Source organism: Streptomyces sp. NPDC050743 (assembly GCF_044456925.1).
Classification (GTDB): Bacteria; Actinomycetota; Actinomycetes; order Streptomycetales; family Streptomycetaceae; genus Streptomyces.
The window spans coordinates 136,695-159,851 of the sequence record NZ_JBITGJ010000010.1 but is presented as its reverse complement, the minus strand read 5'-3'; the positions used below and the strand labels follow the sequence as shown (position 1 = coordinate 159,851).

General features: G+C 70.9%; 24 protein-coding genes. 8 read left to right on the top strand and 16 right to left on the bottom strand.

What is annotated here, in order from left to right:
• Positions 1 to 24 precede the first annotated feature (24 nt).
• Positions 25 to 2,076, bottom strand: coding sequence for an APC family permease (locus tag ACIBJF_RS13980; protein ID WP_399173943.1), 2,052 nt, complete (start codon positions 2,074 to 2,076; stop codon positions 25 to 27).
• Positions 2,077 to 2,237: 161 nt separating this feature from the next.
• Here ACIBJF_RS13980 and ACIBJF_RS13975 point away from each other — a divergent pair, with 161 nt between their 5' ends.
• From ACIBJF_RS13975 to ACIBJF_RS13965, 3 genes are all read left to right on the top strand, one after another.
• Entirely contained in the window at positions 2,238 to 2,366 is a 129-nt protein-coding gene (locus ACIBJF_RS13975; RefSeq protein ID WP_399173942.1) for a hypothetical protein, read from the top strand.
• Between the two features lie 147 nt (positions 2,367 to 2,513).
• Positions 2,514 to 3,185: a TrkA family potassium uptake protein gene (locus ACIBJF_RS13970; RefSeq protein WP_351806271.1), complete on the top strand. Its 672-nt coding sequence runs from the start codon at positions 2,514 to 2,516 to the stop codon at positions 3,183 to 3,185.
• The gene (locus ACIBJF_RS13965; protein ID WP_351806006.1) at positions 3,185 to 3,862 is read left to right on the top strand and encodes a TrkA family potassium uptake protein; all 678 of its coding nucleotides are present in this window, start codon (positions 3,185 to 3,187) and stop codon (positions 3,860 to 3,862) included. Before ACIBJF_RS13970 ends, ACIBJF_RS13965 begins: the two co-directional genes overlap by 1 nt.
• Positions 3,863 to 4,043: 181 nt before the next feature.
• Here the strand turns inward: ACIBJF_RS13965 and ACIBJF_RS13960 are convergent, their stop codons facing one another.
• The 8 genes from ACIBJF_RS13960 to ACIBJF_RS13925 form a co-directional block, all read right to left on the bottom strand.
• Positions 4,044 to 4,820, bottom strand: a complete 777-nt coding sequence (locus ACIBJF_RS13960) for a DUF3159 domain-containing protein (RefSeq protein ID WP_399173940.1) — start codon at positions 4,818 to 4,820, stop codon at positions 4,044 to 4,046.
• 3 nt (positions 4,821 to 4,823) lie between these two features.
• A complete protein-coding gene (locus tag ACIBJF_RS13955; RefSeq protein ID WP_351806002.1) occupies positions 4,824 to 5,222 on the bottom strand; it encodes an OB-fold nucleic acid binding domain-containing protein in 399 nt (132 codons plus the stop codon).
• Between the two features lie 75 nt (positions 5,223 to 5,297).
• A complete protein-coding gene (locus ACIBJF_RS13950) occupies positions 5,298 to 5,984 on the bottom strand; it encodes a response regulator (RefSeq protein ID WP_399173939.1) in 687 nt (228 codons plus the stop codon).
• The gene (locus ACIBJF_RS13945) at positions 5,981 to 8,536 is read right to left on the bottom strand and encodes an ATP-binding protein (RefSeq protein WP_399173938.1); all 2,556 of its coding nucleotides are present in this window, start codon (positions 8,534 to 8,536) and stop codon (positions 5,981 to 5,983) included. The genes ACIBJF_RS13950 and ACIBJF_RS13945 overlap by 4 nt, the downstream gene beginning before the upstream one ends.
• Before the next feature lie 135 nt (positions 8,537 to 8,671).
• Complete coding sequence (locus ACIBJF_RS13940; protein WP_399173937.1) at positions 8,672 to 9,394, bottom strand: ABC transporter ATP-binding protein; 723 nt, start codon at positions 9,392 to 9,394, stop codon at positions 8,672 to 8,674.
• Between the two features lie 187 nt (positions 9,395 to 9,581).
• Positions 9,582 to 10,352 carry a DUF3710 domain-containing protein gene (locus ACIBJF_RS13935; RefSeq protein WP_399173935.1) on the bottom strand — a complete coding sequence of 257 codons (771 nt, stop codon included), beginning with the start codon at positions 10,350 to 10,352 and terminating at the stop codon, positions 9,582 to 9,584.
• Between the two features lies 1 nt (position 10,353).
• A complete protein-coding gene (gene dut, locus ACIBJF_RS13930; protein WP_399173934.1) occupies positions 10,354 to 10,905 on the bottom strand; it encodes a dUTP diphosphatase in 552 nt (183 codons plus the stop codon).
• Positions 10,902 to 11,486: a PaaI family thioesterase gene (locus ACIBJF_RS13925; protein ID WP_399173933.1), complete on the bottom strand. Its 585-nt coding sequence runs from the start codon at positions 11,484 to 11,486 to the stop codon at positions 10,902 to 10,904. The genes dut and ACIBJF_RS13925 overlap by 4 nt, the downstream gene beginning before the upstream one ends.
• Positions 11,487 to 11,544: 58 nt before the next feature.
• Between ACIBJF_RS13925 and ACIBJF_RS13920 the strand changes: the two genes are divergently transcribed.
• Entirely contained in the window at positions 11,545 to 12,009 is a 465-nt protein-coding gene (locus ACIBJF_RS13920; protein ID WP_399173932.1) for a DUF3093 domain-containing protein, read from the top strand.
• On the opposite strand, the gene ACIBJF_RS13915 is transcribed toward ACIBJF_RS13920, so the two are convergent.
• The 4 genes from ACIBJF_RS13915 to ACIBJF_RS13900 form a co-directional block, all read right to left on the bottom strand.
• On the bottom strand, positions 12,006 to 12,920 hold the full coding sequence (locus ACIBJF_RS13915; protein WP_399173931.1) for a hypothetical protein: 915 nt from the start codon (positions 12,918 to 12,920) through the stop codon (positions 12,006 to 12,008). The two genes, ACIBJF_RS13920 and ACIBJF_RS13915, sit on opposite strands and share 4 nt — an antisense overlap.
• A 13-nt stretch (positions 12,921 to 12,933) precedes the next feature.
• Positions 12,934 to 13,230 (bottom strand): DUF4193 domain-containing protein, encoded by a 297-nt coding sequence (locus tag ACIBJF_RS13910; protein ID WP_003997302.1) that lies wholly within the window; start codon positions 13,228 to 13,230, stop codon positions 12,934 to 12,936.
• Between the two features lie 414 nt (positions 13,231 to 13,644).
• Positions 13,645 to 14,901, bottom strand: coding sequence for a sensor histidine kinase (locus ACIBJF_RS13905; protein ID WP_399173930.1), 1,257 nt, complete (start codon positions 14,899 to 14,901; stop codon positions 13,645 to 13,647).
• A gap of 6 nt (positions 14,902 to 14,907) precedes the next feature.
• Positions 14,908 to 15,561 (bottom strand): response regulator transcription factor, encoded by a 654-nt coding sequence (locus tag ACIBJF_RS13900; RefSeq protein ID WP_023546086.1) that lies wholly within the window; start codon positions 15,559 to 15,561, stop codon positions 14,908 to 14,910.
• Positions 15,562 to 15,977: 416 nt separating this feature from the next.
• Between ACIBJF_RS13900 and ACIBJF_RS13895 the strand changes: the two genes are divergently transcribed.
• A complete protein-coding gene (locus ACIBJF_RS13895) occupies positions 15,978 to 16,151 on the top strand; it encodes a hypothetical protein (protein WP_023546087.1) in 174 nt (57 codons plus the stop codon).
• A gap of 77 nt (positions 16,152 to 16,228) precedes the next feature.
• On the opposite strand, the gene ACIBJF_RS13890 is transcribed toward ACIBJF_RS13895, so the two are convergent.
• Both ACIBJF_RS13890 and ACIBJF_RS13885 read right to left on the bottom strand, forming a co-directional pair.
• Entirely contained in the window at positions 16,229 to 17,044 is an 816-nt protein-coding gene (locus ACIBJF_RS13890; protein WP_399173929.1) for an inositol monophosphatase family protein, read from the bottom strand.
• An 8-nt stretch (positions 17,045 to 17,052) separates the two neighbouring features.
• Entirely contained in the window at positions 17,053 to 18,180 is a 1,128-nt protein-coding gene (locus ACIBJF_RS13885) for a ferrochelatase (protein ID WP_399173928.1), read from the bottom strand.
• Between the two features lie 172 nt (positions 18,181 to 18,352).
• Here ACIBJF_RS13885 and ACIBJF_RS13880 point away from each other — a divergent pair, with 172 nt between their 5' ends.
• Together ACIBJF_RS13880 and ACIBJF_RS13875 are read left to right on the top strand one after the other, a co-directional pair.
• The gene (locus ACIBJF_RS13880) at positions 18,353 to 19,591 is read left to right on the top strand and encodes an MFS transporter (RefSeq protein WP_399173927.1); all 1,239 of its coding nucleotides are present in this window, start codon (positions 18,353 to 18,355) and stop codon (positions 19,589 to 19,591) included.
• Positions 19,551 to 20,870, top strand: a complete 1,320-nt coding sequence (locus ACIBJF_RS13875) for a D-arabinono-1,4-lactone oxidase (RefSeq protein ID WP_399173926.1) — start codon at positions 19,551 to 19,553, stop codon at positions 20,868 to 20,870. The genes ACIBJF_RS13880 and ACIBJF_RS13875 overlap by 41 nt, the downstream gene beginning before the upstream one ends.
• Here ACIBJF_RS13875 and ACIBJF_RS13870 read toward each other — a convergent pair.
• A complete protein-coding gene (locus ACIBJF_RS13870) occupies positions 20,794 to 21,549 on the bottom strand; it encodes a hypothetical protein (protein WP_399173925.1) in 756 nt (251 codons plus the stop codon). The two genes, ACIBJF_RS13875 and ACIBJF_RS13870, sit on opposite strands and share 77 nt — an antisense overlap.
• Positions 21,550 to 22,028: 479 nt before the next feature.
• On the opposite strand from ACIBJF_RS13870, the gene sepH reads away from it, so the two are divergent.
• Positions 22,029 to 23,066 (top strand): septation protein SepH, encoded by a 1,038-nt coding sequence (sepH, locus tag ACIBJF_RS13865; protein WP_399173924.1) that lies wholly within the window; start codon positions 22,029 to 22,031, stop codon positions 23,064 to 23,066.
• Positions 23,067 to 23,157: the final 91 nt, after the last annotated feature.

Genomic DNA, 23,157 nt, shown 5'->3' with positions numbered 1-23,157 from the left:
GCTCCGTCCCGGATCGGTCCGGGCTCAGTCCTTGGCCGTCGACGCCTCCTTCGGCCGCTCCGCCGCCGGGCCCCGTCGCACCGCACCCGGGGCGTTCCACTCCTGCCGCTTACGGGCCCGCACCTTCGCCACCTCGGAGGACGCCAGCTGGTAGGGCACGGAGGTGACCATCACGCCGGGCGTGAACAGCAGGCGGCCCTTCAGGCGCAGGGCGCTCTGGTTGTGCAGCAGATGCTCGTACCAGTGGCCGACCACGTACTCGGGGATGATCACGGAGACCGCGTCGCGCGGCGACTCCTTGCGCAGGCTCTTGACGTACTCGATCACCGGGCGGGTGATCTCGCGGTAGGGCGAGTCCAGGACCTTCAGCGGTACGTCGATGCCGCGCCGCTCCCACTCCTCGCGCAGCGCCTTGGTCTCGGCCGGGTCGACGTTGACCGTCAGCGCCTCCAGGGTGTCCGAGCGCATCAGCTTGGCGTAGGCCAGGGCGCGCAGGGTGGGGCGGTGGATCTTCGAGATCAGCACCACCGAGTGCACCCGGGACGGGCGGACCATGTCGTCGGCCGGGCCCTCGGGGGCCGCGATCTCCTCGGCGACGCGGTCGTAGTGCTTACGGATCGCGGTCATCGTCACGTAGAAGATGCACATGCCCATGAGCGCCACCCAGGCGCCGTGCGTGAACTTCGTGACCAGGACGACGACGAGCACCAGGCCGGTGAAGAAGGCGCCGAAGGCGTTGATCGCGCGGGAGCGCATCATGTGGCGGCGCTTGGCCTGGTCCTGCTCGACCGCGAGGTGGCGGTTCCAGTGCCGGACCATGCCGGTCTGGCTGAGCGTGAAGGACACGAACACGCCGACGATGTACAGCTGGATCAGCCGTGTGGAGTCCGCGCCGTAGATGACGGTCAGCAGAGCCGCGGCGCCCGCGAGCAGCACGATGCCGTTGGAGAAGGCGAGGCGGTCGCCGCGGGTGTGCAGCTGGCGCGGGAGGTAGCGGTCCTGGGCCAGGATCGAGCCGAGCAGCGGGAAGCCGTTGTAGGCCGTGTTCGCCGCGAGGAACAGGACCAGGGCCGTCGCCGCCGCGAGGACGACGAACAAGAAACTGCCCTTGCCGAAGACGGCCTCGGCGACCTGCGAGATCACCGGGTTCTGGACATAGCCGGAGCCGAGCGGGTGCCCGTTGTGGATCAGGTCGGTGGCCGGGTTCTCGGCCATGCGCACCTTGGTCGACATCGCGAGGGCGATGATGCCGCAGAACATGGTGACGGCCAGCAGGCCCATCATCGCGAGCGTGGTCGCCGCGTTCTTCGACTTGGGCTTGCGGAAGGCCGGGACGCCGTTGGAGATGGCCTCCACACCCGTGAGCGCGGCACAGCCGGAGGAGAAGGCCCGCAGCAGGAGGAAGACGAGCGCGAAGCCCGCGAGGCCCTGGTGCTCGGCCTTGATGTGGAACTCCGCGGTCGGCGCGCGCATGGTGTCGCCGAGGACCAGGCCGCGTACGGCGCCCCACACGATCATGATGAAGACGCCGCCGACGAACACGTACGTCGGGATCGCGAAGAGCTTGCCCGACTCCTTCACACCGCGCAGGTTCATGAGCGTCAGCAACACGATCACGGCGGTGGCGCACAGCACCTTGTGCTCGACCACGAACGGGATCGCGGAGCCGAGGTTCTCGATGCCGGAAGCGATGGAGACGGCGACGGTGAGGACGTAGTCCACCAGCAGGGCGCTGGCCACGGTCAGGCCCGCCTTGGGGCCGAGGTTGGTGGTGGCGACCTCGTAGTCACCGCCGCCGCTCGGGTAGGCGTGGACGTTCTGCCGATAGGAGGCGACGACCGTGAACATCAGCACCACGACCGCGACGGCGATCCACGGGCTGAAGTGGTACGCCGACACGCCCGCGATGGACAGGACCAGCAGGACCTCCCCCGGCGCATAGGCGACGGAGGACAGCGGGTCGGAGGCGAAGACGGGCAGTGCGATGCGCTTCGGCAGGAGCGTTTCACCCAGCCGGTCACTGCGCAGTGCGCGCCCGATCAGAATCCGTTTGGGCACGTCGGTCAGTTTGGACACGAGAGAGGATCGTAGGCCTTCGAACTGGCAACCGCCCACCCGGTGCCCGGGATCTGCCTCACGAGTGAAATCAGGGGCGCATGGAACTGCGGATTCCGCGGTCCGCGCGCTCCCCGTGCCTAGATGGCAAACCCCGCTTGTCATCGCACCTCGGAGGACCCATGCCCGCCATCGCGGAGCTCATCGGGGCGACGCTCGCCCTCCTCGGCCTCGGAATCCTGACCCTGTGCAGCGTGCGCAGCATCACGCGCCGGCGCCCGGCCCCGGTGGTCGCCGACACCGATCGCTGACGCTGCTAACGCGCGTGATCGCGGACCGTGATCACGGCAACCCGCGCAGGGGGGTGCCGACCCCCCGCCGCCCGTGTGTAGCTTTGGGCCTCGGTCTGAGAACCTGTTAAGGCCAAATCAATGACTCTTGACCTCGGAAGGACGGTCGTGCACATCGTCATCATGGGTTGCGGGAGAGTGGGTTCCGCTCTCGCCCAGACCCTGGAGCAACAGGGCCATACGGTCGCCGTGATCGACCAGGACCCGACCGCCTTCCGTCGGCTGGGCCCGGGCTTCGGGGGCCGCCGTGTCACCGGTGTGGGCTTCGACCAGGACACCCTGCGCGAAGCGGGCATCGAGGAGGCCGGTGCCTTCGCCGCCGTCTCCAGCGGTGACAACTCCAACATCATCTCCGCACGCGTGGCCCGCGAGATGTTCGGGGTGGAGAACGTGGCCGCCCGTATCTACGACCCGCGCCGCGCCGAGGTCTACCAGCGCCTGGGCATCCCCACCGTGGCGACGGTCCGCTGGACCGCAGACCAGATGCTGCGCCGGCTGCTGCCCTCCGGTGCCGAGCCGCTGTGGCGCGACCCCACCGGCGGGGTGCAGCTCGCCGAGGTGCACGCCTCCCCGAAGTGGGTCGGGCACAAGATCAGCAAGCTGCAGGACGAGACGGGCGTCCGCGTGGCGTTCCTGACCCGCCTCGGCGAAGCGATCCTGCCGACCTCGCAGACGGTGCTGCAGGAGGGCGACCTCGTGCATGTGATGATGCGGTCGGACGACGTCGAGAAGGTCGAGGCGGCGTTCGCCGAGGGCCCGGAAGAGGAGAGCGGTCACTGATGAGGGTCGCCATTGCCGGAGCCGGCGCCGTCGGCCGCTCGATCGCGGGCGAGCTGCTGGAGAACGGTCACGAGGTCCTGCTGATCGACAAGGCCCCGACCGCCATCTCGGTGGAGCGGGTGCCCCAGGCGGAGTGGCTGCTGGCCGACGCCTGCGAGATCACGTCCCTGGACGAGGCGGCGCTCCAGCGCTGCAACGTCGTCATCGCCGCGACCGGCGACGACAAGGTCAACCTGGTCGTCTCGCTGCTCGCCAAGACGGAGTACGGCGTCCCGCGCGTCGTCGCCCGCGTCAACAACCCGAAGAACGAGTGGCTGTTCAACGAGGCCTGGGGCGTGGACGTGGCCGTCTCCACCCCGCGTCTGATGTCCGCCCTGGTCGAGGAGGCGGTGAGCGTCGGCGACCTGGTCCGGCTGCTCCGCTTCAGCCACGGCGACGCCAACCTCGTCGAGCTGACCCTGCCCGAGGAGTCGGCCCTGGCCGGCACCCAGGTGGGCGACGTGCAGTGGCCGGAGGACACCTCCCTGGTCACGATCATCCGCGGCACCCGGGTCCTGACCCCGTCCAAGGAGGACTCCCTGGAGCCGGGCGACGAACTCCTCTTCGTGGCCGCCCAGGCCCGCGAGGAGCAGCTGGAGGAGCTGCTGTCGGTACGGCGCGAGGACACGCAGGGCTAGCCGGCGCGCTGCCACGCCGAGGGCCCGGGGATCGCAGGATCCACCGGGCCCTTCCCGTGCGCGGGCTCGGGTACGCCGCCTCCGACGGCAGGCCGCGCTCCGCCATGCGAACGGCCCGGGACCTCTGCGGGTCTCGGGCCGTTGCGAAGCCGCGGCGCCGAAGTCGCGGTGCCGCCGTCGGTCAGGCCTCCCGGCGGTGCCGGCCCCCGGTCGACTCGCCGCTCTCGGTGGCCAGTGCCGCCTTGCGCTCCTGCTCGGCCTTCTCCTCGGCCTCCATCTCGGCGAAGACGTCGATGGGCGCGGGCGCCTTCGCGAGGAAGATCCAGGTGAGCCAGACCGCCAGCAGGAACGGCGGGATCTTCAGGGCGACCAGGACCCAGCCGAGCCTGGTGGTGTCGGACCACCAGTAGAGCGGGAAGAGGATCGCGCACTTGGCGAGCAGGATCAGGCCCCAGGCCCAACTCGCCTTCACGTACGCCTTCTTGCGGCCGGGGTTGCGGGCGCGCCAGGAGAGGTTCTCCTTGAAGACCGGGCCGAGGATCAGGCCGATCAGGGGCACACCGGCCAGGGTCGTGACGATGTACGCCAGCGCCAGGCCCAGCGTGTAGAGCATGCCCGGCAGGTAGAAGTCCTTGGCGTTTCCGGTGAACATCGCGAAGACGACACCGAAGGCCACACCGAAGACGCCGCTGAAGGCGTGCTTGACGGTGTCCTTCATCGCCAGCCGGACCACGACCAGGACCAGGGACACGATCAGCGCGGCGATCGCCGACACGTGCAGGTCCTTGTTCACCGTGAAGATCGCGACGAACAGCAGGCCCGGCACGACCGTCTCGACCATGCCGCGGACACCGCCGAACGCCTCGAACAGCGCGGCCTCGGTCACCGCACGGGCATCGCCGGTTCCGTCGGGCGGACTCTGGTCGGTGCCTTCGGTCGGCTTGTCGAAGGACGTCACCGGCTACTCCCGTCCAAGGGGTCGCAGTTCGTATTTCGGGTTGAACAGCACCCGGCGGCCCCGGCTCATCGAGATCCGGCCCGATGCGATCAGCTTGCGCCCCGGTTCTATGCCCACGATGGAACGCCTGCCGAGCCACACCACGTCCAGCGCAGCGGAGCCGTCGAACAGCTCGGCCTCCAGCGCGGGAACCCCGGCGCGGGGACGCAAGGTGACCGTGCGCAAGGTACCAGTTACGGTGACGATCTGCCGGTCGTGGCAGTCACCGATCTTGGTACAGCCCGCGGCGTCGGCGTCCTCACGCAGCTCCTCGGACTCCAGGTCCTCCTGCGACGAGGAGAGCCGGTCGAGCATGCGCCGGAACCGGCCGGCCGGCTTTTCGGAACGAGGAACAGCACTCATACCTGAAGCGTACCGGGGCACACCGACAGCGCCGTAGCCCAGCTCACTTCGCGGCCAGCTCACTTCGCGGCCCGCTCACTTCTCGAACCGGTAGCCCATGCCCGGTTCCGTGATGAAGTGCTTCGGGTGCGAGGGGTCCGTCTCCAGCTTCCGCCGCAGCTGGGCCATGTACACGCGCAGGTAGTTGGTCTCGGTGCCGTACGACGGCCCCCACACCTCCTGCAACAGCTGCTTCTGGCCGACCAGGCGACCGGTGTTGCGGACCAGCACCTCCAGCAGGTGCCACTCGGTCGGGGTGAGGCGGACGTCCTTGCCGGCGCGGTTGACCTTCTTGGCGGCCAGGTCGACGGTGAAGCCCTCGGTCTCCACGGTCGTCATGTCCTCCTCGCCGGGCCCGACCGGCTCGGCCCGGCGGACGGCGGCCCGCAGCCGGGCCAGCAGCTCGTCCATGCCGAAGGGCTTGGTGACGTAGTCGTCGGCGCCCGCGTCCAGCGCCTCGACCTTCTCGTCCGAGGAGTGCCGGGCGGACAGGACCAGGATGGGCACGCGGGTCCAGCCGCGCAGGCCCCGGATCACCTCGACGCCGTCCATGTCCGGCAGGCCCAGGTCGAGCACGACCACGTCGGGGTGCCGGGAGGCGGCGAGTTCGAGGGCGGTACGGCCGTCGGGCGCCGCGTCGACCTCGTACTTGCGTGCCTTGAGGTTGATCACGAGGGCGCGCACGATCTGCGGCTCGTCGTCGACCACGAGCACCCGGGTCATGAGGCCTGCCTTTCTGGTTCTGCGACGTCCCGGCCCGCAACGAGGGCCCCGGGACGCGATCCTGCCGCGCGGAGGCTCAGGACCATCGTGAGTCCGCCGCCCGGCGTGTCCTCGGCGTCGAGGGTGCCGCCCATGGCCTCCGCGAAACCGCGGGCGACCGCGAGGCCGAGGCCCACCCCGGCACCGCGCGGGGCGTCACCGTACCGCTGGAACGGCTCGAAGATCCGGTCCTTGGCCTCGTCCGGCACGCCCGGTCCGCGGTCCACCACGCGCACCTCGACCCGGTCGGCTATGGCGCTGGCGGAGACCAGCACGGGACGGCCCCTCGGGCTGTACTTGACGGCGTTCTCCACCAGGTTGGCCACGGACCGCTCCAGCAGCCCGGGATCGACCTCGACCATCGGCAGGCTCTCGGGCACGTCCAGCTCGACGCTGCCCTCCGGGACGCCCCCGAGTGCCATCGGTACGACCTCGTCCACGTCGATCTCGCGGATCAGCGGGGTGACCGTGCCGGTCTGCAGGCGGGACATGTCGAGGAGGTTGCCGACGAGGTGGTCCAGCCGGTCGGCGCCCTCCTCGATCGCGGCCAGCAGCTCCGCCCGGTCCTCGTCGGACCACTCGACGTCGTCGGAGCGCAGCGAGGTCACCGCGGCCTTGATGCCGGCCAGCGGGGTGCGCAGGTCGTGGCTGACGGCGGCGAGCAGGGCGGTGCGGATGCGGTTGCCCTCGGCGAGCGCACGGGCCTGGTCGGCCTCCTGCTGAAGGCGGCGGCGGTCGAGGGCGACGGCGGCCTGCGCGGCGAAGGCGGCGAGCACCCGGCGGTCCTCGGCGGGCAGCACCCGCCCGGTGAGCGCGAGCGCCATGTGGTCGCCGACCGGCATGTCGACGTCGGCGTCCTCCGGCCGCTCCAGCGGGCGCCCGAATCCGGCGCGCCCGGCGCAGGTCCACGGCTCGGTGTCGCTCGCCCGTTCCAGCAGCGCGGCCGACTCCATCGCGAAGGTCTCCCGGACCCGCTCCAGCAGCTCCTCCAGGCTGGTCTCGCCGCGCAGCACGTTCCCGGCGAGGAAGGAGAGTATCTCCGACTCGGCGCGCAGCCGGGCGGCCTGGTGGGTGCGCCGGGCGGCGAGGTCCACCACCGAGGCGACCGACATGCCGACACCGAAGAAGATCGCGATGGCGACGATGTTCTTGGGGTCGGCGATGGTCAGCCGGTGCAGGGGCGGGGTGTAGAAGTAGTTCAGCAGCAGCGAGCCGAAGGCGGCCGAGGCCAGCGCCGGGAAGAGCCCGCCCAGCAGGGCCGCCGCGACCGTCAGCGTCAGGAACAGCAGCATGTCGTTGGCGAGGCCGAGGGCGACGCTGTTCAGCAGTACCGCGAGGACCGCGGGGCCCGCGAGGCCCACCGCCCAGCCCCAGATGATCCGGGCCCGCCCGAGCCGTGCGCCCCGGGCCACGGGCAGTCCGCGGCCCTTGGCGACCTCCTCGTGGGTGACGATGTGGACGTCGAGGTCGGGACCGGACTCGCGGGCGACCGTGGCGCCGACGCCGGGCCCGAAGACGTACTGCCAGGCCTTGCGGCGCGAGGAGCCCAGCACGATCTGGGTGGCGTTCACGCCCCGTGCGAAGTCGAGCAGGGCGGCCGGTATGTCGTCGCCGACCACGTGGTGGAAGGTGCCGCCGAGGTCCTCCACCAGGGTGCGCTGGACGGCCAGCTCCTTCGGGGAGGCCGAGGTCAGCCCGTCGCTGCGGGCTATGTAGACGGCCAGCACCTCGCCGCCGGCGCCCTTCTCCGCGAGCCGCGCGGCACGCCGTATGAGGGTGCGGCCCTCGGGCCCGCCGGTCAGCCCGACGACGATCCGCTCGCGGGAGCCCCAGATCTTGGAGACCCGGTGTTCGCTGCGGTAGGCGTTCAGGTATTCGTCGACCCGGTCCGCCACCCACAGCAGCGCCAGCTCGCGCAGGGCGGTGAGGTTTCCGGGGCGGAAGTAGTTGGACAGGGCCGCGTCGACCTTGTCCGGCTTGTAGATGTTGCCGTGCGCCATCCGGCGGCGCAGCGCCTCCGGGGACATGTCGACCAGCTCGATCTGGTCGGCCCGCCGTACCACCTCGTCGGGCACGGTCTCGCGCTGCCGCACCCCGGTGATCGACTCCACGACGTCGCCGAGTGACTCCAGGTGCTGGATGTTGACGGTCGAGACCACGTCGATCCCGGCCGCCAGCAGTTCCTCCACGTCCTGCCAGCGCTTGGCGTTGCGGGAGCCGGGGACGTTGGTGTGGGCGAGTTCGTCCACCAGGGCGACGGCCGGGGCACGGCGCAGTACGGCGTCGACGTCCATCTCGCCGAAGCGGCTGCCCCGGTACTCCAACTGCCTGCGCGGCACCTGCTCCAGGCCGTGCAGCATCACCTCGGTGCGCGGCCGGTCGTGGTGCTCGACGAAGCCCACGACACAGTCGGTGCCCCGCTCCACACGGCGGTGGGCCTCCGACAGCATCGCGTAGGTCTTGCCCACGCCCGGTGCCGCACCGAGGTAGATCCGAAGCTTGCCGCGTGCCATGGCCCCATTGTCTTCCCGTGACTGCTGCGTACGCAGCGTCGACCTTACGGCCAACAATCACGGCAAACGGGACGGGGAAGTCTGCGGCGGACAACTTTGACGCATCCCTGATGAGAGGCGGGCGGGCCGGCCGGTTCAGTGCTCGACGATCTCGCCGTCGCGCAGTTCCAGCACCCGGTCGGCCAGGTCGAGGAGGGTAGCGTCATGCGTGGCGACCAGGGCGGACGGGGGTCCGTCGTGGTCGGAGGAGGCCGGCCGCTCGCTGCGTACGACGGCCCGGAGCAGCTCCATGACGGCGTGCCCGGTCTCGGCGTCGAGCTGGCCGGTCGGTTCGTCGGCGATGAGCAGGGCCGGCCTGTTGGCGAGGGCGCGGGCGATGGCGACCCGCTGCTGCTGTCCGCCGGACAGCTCGCCGGGCCGCTGGGCGGCGTGCCCCGCCAGCCCGACGAGGGAGAGCAGCAGCTCGACCCGTTCCTCGCGCTCGCGCGGGTCGGCACGGCGCAGCCTGAGCGGTACGCCGACGTTCTCGGCCGCGGTGAGGATCGGGATGAGCCCGAAGGACTGGAAGACGAACCCGATCCGGTCCCGGCGCAGCCGCAGCAGCTCGCTCTCGCCCAGCTCCCCCAGCTGCCGCCCGTCGACCTCCACCCGCCCTCGGTCGGGCGTGTCGAGCCCGCCGACGATGTTCAGCAGGGTGGTCTTCCCGGATCCCGAACGCCCCTTGAGCGCGACGAGCTCACCGCGCTGCACCTCCAGCGAGACGCCGCGCAAGGCGTGGACGGCCGCCGCGCCCCGCCCGAACGACTTGTGGACGTCCTCGACCCGAACCATGGCCTCGGTGACCACCCGACTGCCCATACCGCCTCCCCCATCGGTCGGGCGCCAGTATGGCGCCCCGGAAGGGGCGCGGGGAACTGCGCGAGCAACCACGACGAACCCGCACTCGGCAGCGGCGGCGAATCCACAACGGCGGGACCCCGCAACAAGCGGGCCGCACCCCCTCAGAGGCACGGCCCGTGCATCCCCGCTGAACCCGGCGGAGCGCCTAGCGGACCTCGGTGATCTCCGGCCCGCGCTGAAGCTGGCCCATCCCGCCCGAGAACCGGGAGGACTCGTCCTGCTGGACGCCCTCGGGCACCATCTGCGCGTCGTTCGGCAGCTTCAGGACGATCGGGTCGCGGGGCGCCATCGGCCCCTCGCCGCGGACCACGACGGTGTCGCGGAAGATCTGCTCCAGCAGCCCGGCGGCCTGCGGCTGCACCGCGCCCTGCCCGGAGATCACACCGCGCAGGAACCACCGCGGGCCGTCCACGCCCACGAACCGCACGACCTGGAAACCACCCGTGCCGTCCGGCAGCTGCACCGGCACCTGAGCGCGCAGCTCCCAGCCCAGCGGGCCCTCGACCTCGTCGACGATGCCACCCTGCTGGGTGATGCCGGACGCGATCTCCTCGCGGACCTCGCCCCAGATGCCCTCGCGCTTGGGCGCGGCGAAAGCCTGGAGCTGGATGGCGCTGTCGCGCAGCACGACGGTCGCGGCGACGATCGCGTCACCGGCGACCTCGACCCGCAGCTCCATACCGTCGACGCCCGGGACGAAAAGACCGCCGAGGTCGACACGGCCCTCACCCGGCTCGCGCACCTCGCTGCTGTCCCACGGCCCGTCGGGCCGGGGCCCGGGCTCCAGCCGGACGCGCTCGCGCTCGCGCTCGGCCTCCACTTCCTCGTCCGCCTCGGTGTCGACGCTGTCGACGACCTGCTCGGCCTCGCCGGCCGCGTCCTCGGCGGCACCCTTCTTCTTGCGACGTCCGAACACGTCACTGTCCTTCCCGGTCGGATACGACCGAAGCGTATCGATTCCCACCCGTCGGACCGCCCTCGGCGGCCTGACCGTTTGTGCCGCTCCCGCCGCCCACCGCGGCATGGCCGCCGGTGGACCCGAAGCCCCCTTCGGCCCGCGTCGAATCGGGAAGCTCCGCGACCTCCTGGAAGCGGACCCTCTCGACCTGCTGGACGACCAGTTGGGCAATCCGGTCGAAGCGCTCGAACCGCACACTCTCACGCGGGTCGAGATTCACCACGATCACCTTGATCTCCCCACGGTACCCGGCATCAACCGTCCCCGGGGCATTGACGAGGGCGACACCGCAGCGAGCGGCGAGACCGGAGCGCGGGTGCACGAAGGCCGCGTACCCCTCGGGCAGGGCGATCGACACCCCTGTGGGCAGAACAGCGCGCTCCCCGGGCCCCAGTTCGCACGGCTCGGTGGTGCGCAGATCGGCTCCGGCGTCCCCCGGATGCTCGTACGCCGGAAGCGGTACGTCGGGGTCGACACGCCGGAGCAGCACGTTCAGGGGGCCACGGCTCACGGGTTCACCTCGAAGGCGCGGGCGCGGCGGATCTGGTCCGGGTCGCTCATGGCGGCCCGGATCTCCTCCTCGCGGCCGTGGTCGATGAAGTGGTCGACCTTGACCTCGATGAAGAGGGCGTCGGCGCGGACCGCGAGGGGCCCGTCGGGGCCGCCGATGCGTCCGGTGGCGGTGGAGTAGATCTTGCGCCCGGCGACGGCGGTGACCTCGGCCTCCAGGTACAGCGTGGTGCCGACGGGCACGGGCCGCACGAAGTCGGTCTCCAGCCGGCCGGTCACGGCGATGGTCCGCAGCAGCCAGTTCAGCGAGCCGAGGGTCTCGTCGAGGGCCGTGGCCAGCACTCCGCCGTGCGCGAGGCCCGGGGCGCCCTGGTGGGCGGGCTGGACGGTGAACTCGGCGGTCAGCGAGACACCCTCGCCGGCCCGCGCCTCCAGGTGCAGGCCGTGCGACTGCCCGGGGCCACAGCCGAAACAGTGTTCGTAGTGGGCGCCGAGGAGTTCTCCGGGCGCGGGCGCGTCGGGGTGCCGTACCGGTTTCACCGCGTCGGCTGGGGGCTGAAGGCTTGCGGAACTACCACTCACAGGCGCAGACCTTACCCGCGCGTCGGCCATAACCGGACGCCGTGCCAAGCTTGGCTTCATGCAGCTCTCCGCCACCCCCTACGAAGAACGCCTCACCGCCCCCCGCTCGTGGTGGCTGATCAGCTTCCTCGTGGGCGTCTCCTTCGCCCTGATCCTGCTTCCCTTCGGCACCCTGCCGCTGCTCGGCGGCCTGGTCGGCGGCACGGCCGCGGCGGCGGTGGTCGCCAGCGCGTACGGCTCCCAGCGCATCCGGATCGTAGGCGACTCGCTGATCGCGGGCGAGGCGAAGATCCCGCTGGCGGCGCTGGGCGAGGCGGAGGTGCTGGACGCGGAGGAGGCCCGCGCCTGGCGGACGTACAAGGCCGACACCCGCGCCTTCCTGCTGCTGCGCGCCTACATCCCCACTGCGCTGCGGGTGGAGGTCACGGACCCGGAGGACCCGACGCCGTACCTGTATCTGTCGACGCGCGAGCCGGAGCGGCTGGCGGCGGCGATCGAGGCGGCGCGCAAGGCGAACGCCTAGAGCTCTTCGGGAAGGTCGCGCAGGTTCAGCGGTTCCGCCGGCTCCTCCAGCGGCGGCAGCCCGGCCAGCTCCTCCCAGGGGACCTGGATCTTGCGCAGGTCGGCCCGGACGTGGGCGGCGAGCCGCCTGGTGTCCCGGCGGTTCATGACCGCGCCGACCGCGGCGCCCACCATGAACGGCATGAGGTTGGGCAGGTCGCGGACCATCCGCTTCATGATCTGCTGGCGCAGTTCGCGCTTCATACGGACGCTGAGGGCCGCGTCGTACGTCGACGGCTTCATCACGTCGATCCCGCGCTCCCCCGACCAGGAGGACAGATACGCGGTGCTGCGGGTCTTCAGGTTCCCCGGCGGTCGTACGCCGTAGACCTCGTGCAGTTCGGCGACGAGCTTCAGCTCGATCGCGGCGACCCCGGTGATCTCCGCGGCCAGTTCGGTCGGCATCGCGGGCGGCACGGGCAGCATCGCCGCCGCTCCGATCCCGGCTCCGACCGTCGAGGTGCCGGCCGCCGCGCCCGCCACCAGCTTGTCGGCGAGCTCTTCGGGTCCGAGGCCCGGGAACTGCCGGCGCAGGGTCGCGAGGTCGCGTACGGGGATACGCGGGGCGATCTCGATGATCCGGTCCGCGAGGTAGGCCAGGCCCGCGCGGGCGCGGCTGCCGCCCCTGCGGACCCCTTGCCGGGCCATGTCACGGGCCTTTTCACCCACCACCGCGGCCCGTCGCCGGGCGACGGGCGCGGGGTGCCCCACCGGCGCCGGGTGGTCCGCCCGGTCGGTCGCCGGTTCGAGCGGGGCCACCACTTCCGGGGCGCCCCGCTCGTCGTCACGCGCGCCGTGCGGGCCGTCGGACGGCCCTTCGTCCGCTTTCCCGAGGGAGAAGCGGCGCTTCCGAGGAGGGGTCGAGCCAGTCATGGCCGACCCGACCTCAGTCGCAGTCGCGGCAGATCGGCTGACCGTTCTTCTCACGGGCCAGCTGGCTGCGGTGGTGCACCAGGAAGCAGCTCATGCAGGTGAACTCGTCCTGCTGCTTGGGCAGCACTCGGACGGCCAGCTCCTCGTTCGAGAGGTCGGCGCCGGGCAGTTCGAGGCCCTCGGCGGCCTCGAACTCGTCGACGTCCACCGACGAGGTGGACTTGTCGTTCCGCCGGGCCTTCAGCTCTTCCAGACTGTCCGAGTCGACGTCGTCGTCGGTCTTGCGTGGAGTGTCGTAATCGGTTGCCATATCGCTCTCCCCCTCTGGGTGTCTGCGGTGTCTTCAGCGCACGTAACGCGTGAGAGGCCGGACTTGTGCCCGACCTGAGGCGGAGATTTTGCCTCACATCAAGGTCTGTTACTCAATCGACACCCAACCCGACCCCTCAAGAGTGATCGGCTTGGATGGCGGTGAGGACCGTACACGGTTCGAATGCCGCACCTCAAAGGCGCCTCACCGTGTACTTCCCGTGATCATGTGCCCTGAAAACTGGGACTTTCCCGGCTTTCTGCCATGTTTCATGATCACAGAGAGTACATGGCTGAAAATCCGTGCATGTGATCGATCACACAAGGGGAAGCTCATTCGGCGGATGAAAAATTCCGCGTGAAGCGAACATCCCCCGCGAGTGTCGATTCCGTGCCCGGGTGAGCCCGTCATGGATCACAGCGGCATGGTGACCCGCATCACCAGACCCCCTCCCTCGCGCGGCTGCGCCACGATGTGGCCGCCGTGCGCGCGGGCCACGGACCGGACGATGGACAGGCCGAGGCCGACTCCCTTGTCGCTGCCCGTGCGCTCCGTACGGAGCCGTCTGAAGGGCTCGAAGAGGTTGTCGATCTCGTACGCCGGCACCACTGGGCCGGTGTTCGTGACGGTCAGTACCGCCTGCCCGTGCTCGACCTCGGTAGTCACCTCGACCCACCCGTCCTCGGCCACGTTGTACCGGACGGCGTTCTGCACCAGGTTCAGCGCGATCCGCTCCAGCAGCACGCCGTTGCCCTGCACCACCGCCGGCTTGCGCTCGCCGCGGATCTTCACGCCCTTGGCCTCGGCCTCGGCATGCACCTGGTCGACGGCCTGGGTCGCGACCTCGGCCAGGTCGACGGGCCCCCGCTCGACGATCTGGTTGTCGCTGCGGGCAAGCAGCAGCAGGCCCTCGACCAGCTGCTCGCTGCGCTCGTTCGTGGCCAGCAGCGTCTTGCCCAGCTGCTGCAGCTCCACCGGTGCGTTCGGGTCCGACAGATGGACCTCGAGAAGCGTTCTGTTGATCGCGAGCGGGGTGCGCAGCTCATGGGAGGCGTTGCCGACGAAGCGCTGCTGGGCGGTGAAGGCCCGTTGCAGCCGCTCCAGCATGTCGTCGAAGGTGTCCGCCAGCTCCTTCAGCTCGTCGTCCGGGCCGTCCAGCTCGATCCGGCGGGACAGGTCGGAACCGGCCACTTGGCGGGCGGTGCGGGTGATCCGGCCGAGCGGGGACAGCACGCGGCCGGCCATCGCGTAACCGAACGCGAACGCGATCACGGCGAGGCCCAGCAGGGCCAGCAGCGAGCGGCTCAGCAGATCGTCCAGGGCGGCCTGGCGCTGCTGGTCCACGCAGTGGGCGATCACTTCGTTGAAGTCCGACAGCGGCACCGGATTGGAGTTGATCGCGGTGATCGCGGGGCAGTTGTCGCTGGTGACCCTGATGTTCGTACCGCTGACGATCTTGAACAGCGGCTGGTTGCCCGTACTGATCGCCTGCGCGGCCAGCAGGTAGATGATCGACAGCAGCAGGATGCCGGCGATCAGGAACATGCCGCCGTAGAGCAGCGTGAGCCGTATGCGGATGGTGGGGCGCAGCCACGGGAACGGGGGCTGCGGCCTCCTGGGGTCCCAGGTGGGCTTCGGCGGCGCCTGGGGCGGCGCGGGTGTGGCGGCCATGGCGGATCAGATCCGGTAGCCGGAGCCGGGGACGGTGACGATCACCGGCGGCTCGCCCAGCTTGCGCCGCAGGGTCATCACGGTCACCCGCACGACGTTGGTGAACGGGTCGGTGTTCTCGTCCCAGGCCTTCTCCAGCAGCTGCTCGGCCGAGACCACCGCGCCCTCGCTGCGCATGAGCACCTCCAGCACCGCGAACTCCTTGGGCGCGAGCTGGATCTCCTTGCCCTCGCGGAAGACCTCGCGGCGGTTCGGGTCCAGCTTGATGCCGGCGCGCTCCAGGACCGGCGGCAGGGGAACGCTCGTACGACGGCCGAGGGCGCGCACGCGGGCGATCAGTTCGCTGAACGCGAAGGGCTTGGGCAGATAGTCGTCGGCGCCGATCTCCAGGCCCTCGACCCGGTCGCTGACGTCGCCGGACGCCGTGAGCATGAGCACGCGCGTGGGCATGCCCAGCTCGACGATCTTGCGGCAGACGTCGTCACCGTGCACCAGCGGGAGGTCGCGGTCGAGGACGACCACGTCGTAGTCGTTGACGCCGATGCGCTCCAGGGCGGCCGCACCGTCGTACACGACGTCGACGGCCATGGCCTCCCGGCGCAGTCCGGTGGCCACCGCATCGGCGAGCAGTTGCTCGTCCTCGACGACGAGTACGCGCACGTCGCTTGTCCTTCCTCATGTCCACCCGCGTAGCGCGCCGTGGACGCGTGCGGGCAGGGGTGTTCGTGGGGTGTGACCTCCATCCTGCCCTTTTCGGCCGTAAGTCGGCTGTAAGGCGGGTTGCGGACCGCACAGATCCGCGCTCCGGGACGGGAATACGAGATTTTCTCCTCCGGTTGAGGTTTCCGGATGAGGGAGCGGGGGGAGGACGGCTTTACACCCCGCGATCACGCTCTGCATGTGCCGCAGCACCATGCGGTACTCCGCGATCCGCTTCCGCAGAGTGGGCGCGGGTGTCCGGCACCGTCGCCGCCCAGCAGGGCAGCGCTGGGCACCCGTGAGAGACGTGATCGCCCCTTTCCCAACAGGCACACCCCCGTGCCACCGACCCACGACCCAGGACGAGGGGGCGCAGCATGGACGCTTTCACCGCAGGACTTCTGCAGCGCATAAGGGCGACCGAGTCCGACCTGTCGCGGGCTCGTGACGAGGGTGACGACTTCCTCGTCGAAGTGGAGCAGGCAGAGCTCGACGACCTGCGACGCCTCGCCGCCGAACACGGTGTGGAGGTCGGCGCGTCACGCGTCTGATCGGCCCGAAAGCGCAAGAAGGGACCCCGGCGAATCCAGCGCCGGGGTCCCTTTGCGTTCAACGGTCGGGGGCGGGCTCAGTCGTGCCAGGCCCCGAACTCCTCCAGCAGCCCCTGCAGCCGCTCGAACACCCCCGGCGACCCGGCGACGGTGAGCTCCCGCGACGGCCGCTCCCCGGGCCGCCCGCCGACCAGCGCGCCCGCCTCCCGGGCGATCAGGTCACCCGCCGCGAAGTCCCACGCGTTGAGCCCCCGCTCGTAGTACCCGTCGAGCCGGCCGCAGGCCACATCGCACAGGTCGACCGCCGCCGAGCCGCTGCGCCGGATGTCCCGCAGCAGCGGGACCAGCCGGCCGGCCACCTCGGCCTGGTGTGCGCGGACCTCGGCGACGTAGTTGAAGCCGGTGGAGACCAGCGCCTGGTCCAGCGGGGGCGCGGGACGGCAGGCGAGCGCCCGCTCGCCCTCCCACGCGCCGGTCGCCCACGCCCCGCCCCCGCGCACGGCGTGGTACGTCTCGCCGCGCATCGGAGCGGCGACGACCCCGACGACGCTCTCGTCGTCCTGCTCGGCGGCGATGGACACCGCCCAGGTCGGCAGCCCGTACAGGTAGTTCACCGTGCCGTCGAGCGGGTCGATCACCCAGCGGACGCCGCTGGTGCCCGCCATGGAGGCGCCCTCCTCGCCGAGGAAGCCGTCGTCGGGCCGGCGGCCGGAGATCAGATCGGTGATCAGCTTCTCCGCCGCGATGTCCATCTCGGTGACGACGTCGATCGGGCTGGACTTGGTCCTCGCCACGGCCAGGTCGGCCGGCCGGCCGTCCCGCAGCAGCTCACCGGCGCGGCGGGCGGCCTCCTGGGCCAGCTCCAGCAGTTCCCGGTGCAGGGGGTCGGTCACGGGTCTCCTCACGCGTAGGGGCTGTCGGCGCCGGCGGCGGCCGGGTGGGGCGCACGGGCGGGGCAGCAGCCGACCGGGCAGAGGTTGTGGCTCGCGCCCAGCGCACCCAGGGCGCACGGGGTGACGTCCTGGCCGCGCTCCACGGCGGCGCGCTCCGTGATCAGGTCACGGACGGCGGCGGCGAACCGCGGGTCGGCGCCCACGGTGGCCGAGCGGCGCACCGGCAGGCCGAGCTCCTCGGCCTTGGCCTTGGCCTCGGTGTCGAGGTCGTAGAGGACCTCCATGTGGTCGGAGACGAACCCGATGGGCGCCATGACCACGGCCGGGACGCCCGCCGCGTGCCGCTCCTCGAGGTGGTCGCAGATGTCCGGCTCCAGCCACGGGATGTGCGGGGCGCCGGAACGCGACTGGTAGACCAGCCGCCAGGGGTGGTCGACGCCGGTGCGCTCACGGACGGCGTCGGCGATCAGCTCGGCCACGTCCAGGTGCTGCTCGACGTAGGCGCCGCCCTCGCCGTGGGTCTCGGCGGGGCCGGAGGTGTCGGCGGCGGAGGCCGGGATGGAGTGGGTGGTGAAGGCGATGTGGGCGCCCGCGCGGACGTCCTCGGGGAGGTCTTCGAGGGAGCGCAGCACGCCGTCGATCATGGGCTCGACGAAGCCGGGGTGGTTGAAGTAGTGCCGCAGCTTGTCGATCTTCGGCAGCGGCAGGCCCTCGGCCTCCAGGGTGGCCAGCGCGTCGGCCAGGTTCTCGCGGTACTGGCGGCAGCCCGAGTAGGAGGCGTAGGCACTGGTGGCGAGCACCAGGATGTGGCGGCGGCCGTCGGCGACCATCTCGCGCAGGGTGTCCGTCAGATACGGCGCCCAGTTGCGGTTGCCCCAGTAGACCGGCAGGTCCAGGCCGTGCTCGGCGAAGTCCTTGCGCAGGGCGTCCAGCAGGGCGCGGTTCTGGTCGTTGATGGGGCTGACCCCGCCGAACAGGAAGTAGTGCTGCCCGACTTCCTTCAGGCGTTCCTTCGGGATGCCGCGCCCACGCGTGACGTTCTCCAGGAACGGGACCACGTCGTCCGGGCCTTCGGGGCCGCCGAAGGAGAGCAGAAGCAGGGCGTCGTACGGGGTGGCATCGAGCGCGTCTGGCATGTCTCGATCCTGCCACCCGCTGCTGACGGCCGGGAAACAGCGGGGTGACGAGTCGGGTTCCAGTCGGTTTATACCGGTTTTTCCGGCGGTCAAACGAGGTGCGATTAGGGTCACCTAACTCGTAAGCTGTATCAGCCGCATTCGCGCCTTACCGAGCCGCTTCGGAGACCACGTGCCCAGCCCCTACAGAGCCCTGTTCGCCGAACCCGGCACCAAGGCGTTCTCCGCCGCGGGATTCCTCGGGCGGATGCCGCTGTCGATGATGGGCATCGGCGTGGTCACGATGATCTCGCAGCTGACCGGGCGGTACGGGCTCGCGGGGGCGCTGTCGGCCACCATCGCGCTGTCCGCCGCGGCGATCGGGCCGCAGATCTCCCGGCTGGTCGACCGGCACGGGCAGCGCCGGGTGCTGCGTCCCGCGACCCTGGTGGCGCTCACGGCGGCGGCCGGGCTGCTGCTCGCCGCGCACTTCCGGTGGCCGGACTGGGTGCTGTTCGTGTGCGCGGCCGGGATCGGCTCGGTGCCGAGCCTGGGCGCGATGATCCGGGCCCGCTGGGCGGCGCTGTACCGGGGCACCGACAAGCTGCACACCGCGTACTCGTTCGAGTCGGTCGTCGACGAGATCTGCTTCATCTTCGGCCCGATCATCTCCATCGGGCTGTCCACCACCTGGTTCCCGGAGGCCGGGCCGCTGCTCGCCGCCTGCTTCCTCGCGGCCGGCGTCTTCTGGCTCACCGCCCAGCGCGCCACCGAGCCGCATCCGCACCCGCGCGAGCACCACGGCGGCGGCACGGCCCTGCGCTCGGCCGGGCTGCAGGTTCTGGTGGCCACCTTCGTGGCGACCGGCGCGATCTTCGGGTCGGTGGACGTGGTCACCGTCGCCTTCGCCGACGAGCGCGGCCACAAGGGCGCCGCGAGCGTGGTGCTGGCGCTGTACGCGGCCGGCTCCTGCGTGGCCGGGGTGGTCTTCGGGCTGCTGCGGTTCGCCGGGGCGCCGGAACGCCGCTGGCTGCTGGGCGTGGCGGCGATGGCCGTGAGTATGATCCCCCTCCTACTGGTCGGAAACCTGCCGCTTCTGGCCGTGGCGCTGTTCGTTTCGGGGCTGTCCATCGCACCGACGATGATCACGACGATGTCCCTCATCGAAGAGCACGTACCTCGCGCGCAGCTCACCGAGGGCATGACCTGGGTGAGCACCGGCCTCGCGGTCGGGGTCGCGCTCGGCTCGTCCGCGGCCGGCTCGGTGATCGACGCGGCCGGGGCGCGGGCCGGGTACGGGGTTCCGGCCGTGTCCGGGGCCGTCGCGGTCGCGGTCGGTTTCCTCGGGTACCGCCGGCTGCGCAGGCCGGCCGCGGGTCGGGGAGGCACCGTTGAGCAGCACAGCGAGCGGGAAGAACGGCACCTGGCGTAACTGGGGCGGCAACGTCTCCGCCCGGCCCGCCCGGCAGGTCGCGCCGGCGTCGGTGGCGGAGCTGGCCGCGGCGGTGCGGCGGGCCGCCGAGGACGGCCTGAAGGTGAAGGCCGTGGGGACCGGGCACTCCTTCACGTCGATCGCCGCCACCGACGGTGTCTTGATCCACCCTCAACTGTTGACGGGAATCCGCACCATCGACCGGAACGCCATGACCGTCACGGTCGAGGCCGGCACCCCGCTCAAGAGACTCAATGCGGCGCTGGCGCGCGAGGGTCTGTCGCTCACCAACATGGGCGACATCATGGAGCAGACCGTCTCCGGGGCCACCAGCACCGGCACGCACGGCACGGGCCGCGAGTCGGGCTCGATCGCCGCCCAGATCAAGGGACTCGAACTCGTCACGGCGGACGGCTCGGTGCTCACCTGCTCCGAGAAGGAGAATCCGGAGATCTTCGCGGCCGCCCGAATAGGCCTCGGCGCCCTCGGCATCGTCACCGCGATCACCTTCGCCGTGGAGCCGGTCTTCCTGCTCACCGCGCGCGAGGAGCCGATGCCCCTCGACCGGGTCCTCGCCGAGTTCGATCAACTCTGGGCGGAGAACGAGCACTTCGAGTTCTACTGGTTCCCGCACACCGGCAACACCAACACCAAGCGGAACAACCGCAGCGCCGGTCCCGAGCAGCCCGTGAGCCAGCTGGCCGGCTGGTTCGAGGACGAGTTCCTCTCCAACGGCGTCTTCCAGGTGGCCCAGTGGGTCGGCCGCGCCGCCCCCGCCGCCGTTCCCGCCATCGCGCGGATCTCCAGCAAGGCCCTGTCCGCGCGGACCTACACGGACATCCCTTACAAGGTCTTCACCTCGCCGCGCCGGGTGCGCTTCGTGGAGATGGAGTACGCCGTCCCGCGCGCGGCCCTGACGGAGACGCTGCGCGAACTGAAGTCCATGGTCGAACGCTCGGGGCTGCGGGTCAGCTTCCCCGTCGAGGTGCGCACCGCCCCGGCCGACGACATCACGCTGTCCACCGCCTCCGGCCGCGACAGCGCCTACATCGCCGTCCACATGTTCCGGGGCACGCCGTACCAGGCCTACTTCACCGCCGCCGAGCGGATCTTCACCGCGCACGAGGGCCGCCCGCACTGGGGCAAGGTGCACACGCGGGACGCCGAGTACTTCGCGCGCGTCTACCCGCGCTTCGACGAGTTCACTGCGCTGAGGGACCGACTTGACCCGGAACGGCTGTTCCAGAACGACTACTTGCGGAGGGTTCTGGGGTCGTAGGCATGTCAACGGTCCCGCTGGGCGTGGGAGTCGGGGACGGGCTCGGGCCGTCGCTCGCCTCCCCGCCCGCGGAGTGGCCGGGTGTCGGCGTCGCGCTGTGGGTCGTACCGCCACCGGCCTCGGGCGCGTACTCACGGGACGGAGTGCCCGAAGGCACCGGTGCCTCGTCCGACTTGGCGGGAGAGCCCGACGTGCCGGCGGAGGAGGAGCCCCGTCCGGTCACCGCGTCGCTGACCGTCGTGCCCGTGCCGCCGCTGAAGCTGTCGCCGGACGCCAGTTCATACGTCGTGATGCCGGCCATCGTCACCCCGAACACGACGGCGGCCGCGAGCACCGGCCGACGCCGGCTCTTCGTCCGCGCGCGGTAGACGGTGCCCTCGGTGAACTCGCCCGGAGCCGGTGGCACTTGTTCCCCTGGCCGGGCCGCGACCGTCGCCTCCCTCGGCCGGGCCACGGCCGTCGCCTCCCTCAGCTGCTCCCCGGTCCGCTTGAAGAAGTGCTGGAACAGCGTGCCCCCGCAGGTGGCGACGACACTGACGACTCCCGCGCCGAGGATCGTGCCGTACACACCGAAGTACGACGCCAGTCTGGCCGCCACGACGGCCGCAAGGGCACTGCCCGCGACCTGGGCGACGCTCAGGTCGATCCGCTTGCGACCCGCATCGGGCGTTTCACGCATACCCGGAACCTGCCTGCCTTTCCCGTACTTGATCGACATCGGGCTACCGACTGCACGAGATAGGGACGTACAGCGGAAACCATTAGTTCCGTTTCTGGGGATTGCGTGAAGTTCGCCACGTTCATGATCGGCAAAACCGGTTACCGACGGCCAAGTCGCAAGCCTTGCCATAAGTTGGGCGGCGCGTCCATCCACGCACATGGTCCAAATGGAGTACTGTTGCGAGCCCTGGGTCCGGTCCCCACCAGGGTGTCCGCGGCCTTGAAGGACCGCCGGGAGGGGGCTAGTTGCACAGGGTGACGAATTTGGTCACTTAGCGTTGCGAATAGGTAACCGTGCCATAACGGCGGCCCAGGGCCCGCGCCCGACACGCCGGGCAACTCGGCAAGGTTGTGGCAGGCTGCACCCGGGCAGGCCACACTCGACTAGCGGAAGCAGCGACGCACGTGACGTCGGCAGGCACCACCCGGGAGGTCCCCATGCCCGAACTGCGTGTCGTGGCCGTCTCGAATGACGGCACACGGCTGGTGCTCAAGGCTGCCGACGCAACGGAGTACACCCTTCCGATCGACGAACGGCTGCGCGCCGCCGTGCGCGGCGACCGGCCGCGCCTCGGGCAGATCGAGATCGAGGTCGAGAGCCATCTCCGCCCCCGTGACATCCAGGCGCGTATACGTGCCGGTGCCACCGCGGAGGAGGTCGCGCAGCTCGCCGGCATCCCCGTGGACCGGGTCCGGCGCTTCGAGGGCCCCGTGCTCGCCGAGCGCGCCTTCATGGCCGAGCGTGCCCGCAAGACGCCGGTCCGCCGTCCCGGCGAGAACTCGGGTCCGCTGCTCGGCGAGGCCGTGCAGGAGCGGCTGCTGCTGCGCGGCGCCGAGAAGGACACCGTGCAGTGGGACTCCTGGCGCCGCGACGACGGCACCTGGGAGGTGCTCCTCGTCTACCGGGTCGCGGGCGAACCGCACTCGGCGAGCTGGACGTACGACCCGCCCCGGCGGCTCGTCCAGGCCGTGGACGACGAGGCGCGCTCGCTGATCGGCGAGTCCGACGACCTCGCCGTGCCCGAGCCGAGCTTCCCGTTCGTGCCGCGCATCGCCCGTCTGCCACGCGAGCGTTCGATGGACCGGGCGCTGGACCGGGGCGACCGGGAGCGGCCGACCCTGCCCGCGCAGGCGTCCGAGCCTCCCGAGGAGAGCACGGGCGAACGCGACTCGCTGACCAGCCTGCTGGAGGCGGTACCGAGCTTCCGGGGTGACCTGGTGGTCCCGGAGCGCCCGGCGGAGACGCCGGAGGAACCCGTCGGCGAACCGGCCGAGGAGCCGCCGGCCCCCGCCGCCTCGGCCGGTTCGGCCTACGCGGACGTCCTCATGCCCCGCTCGGTGGGCAGCCACCGCGACCGGCTGATCGGTGCCACCGACCGGCAGGCCGAGGCCGACGGCGTCCGCCCCGGCCGCCGCGCCGCCGTGCCGAGCTGGGACGAGATCGTCTTCGGCACGCGCCGTAAGAAGCAGGAGTAACCGGCTGTAAGGAAACGGAAAAGTGGGGGCACGCGTGTGTGCCCCCACTTCCGGCTGCACTCGCGCGTGCCCGGCTTTCCGGCCGCACGCG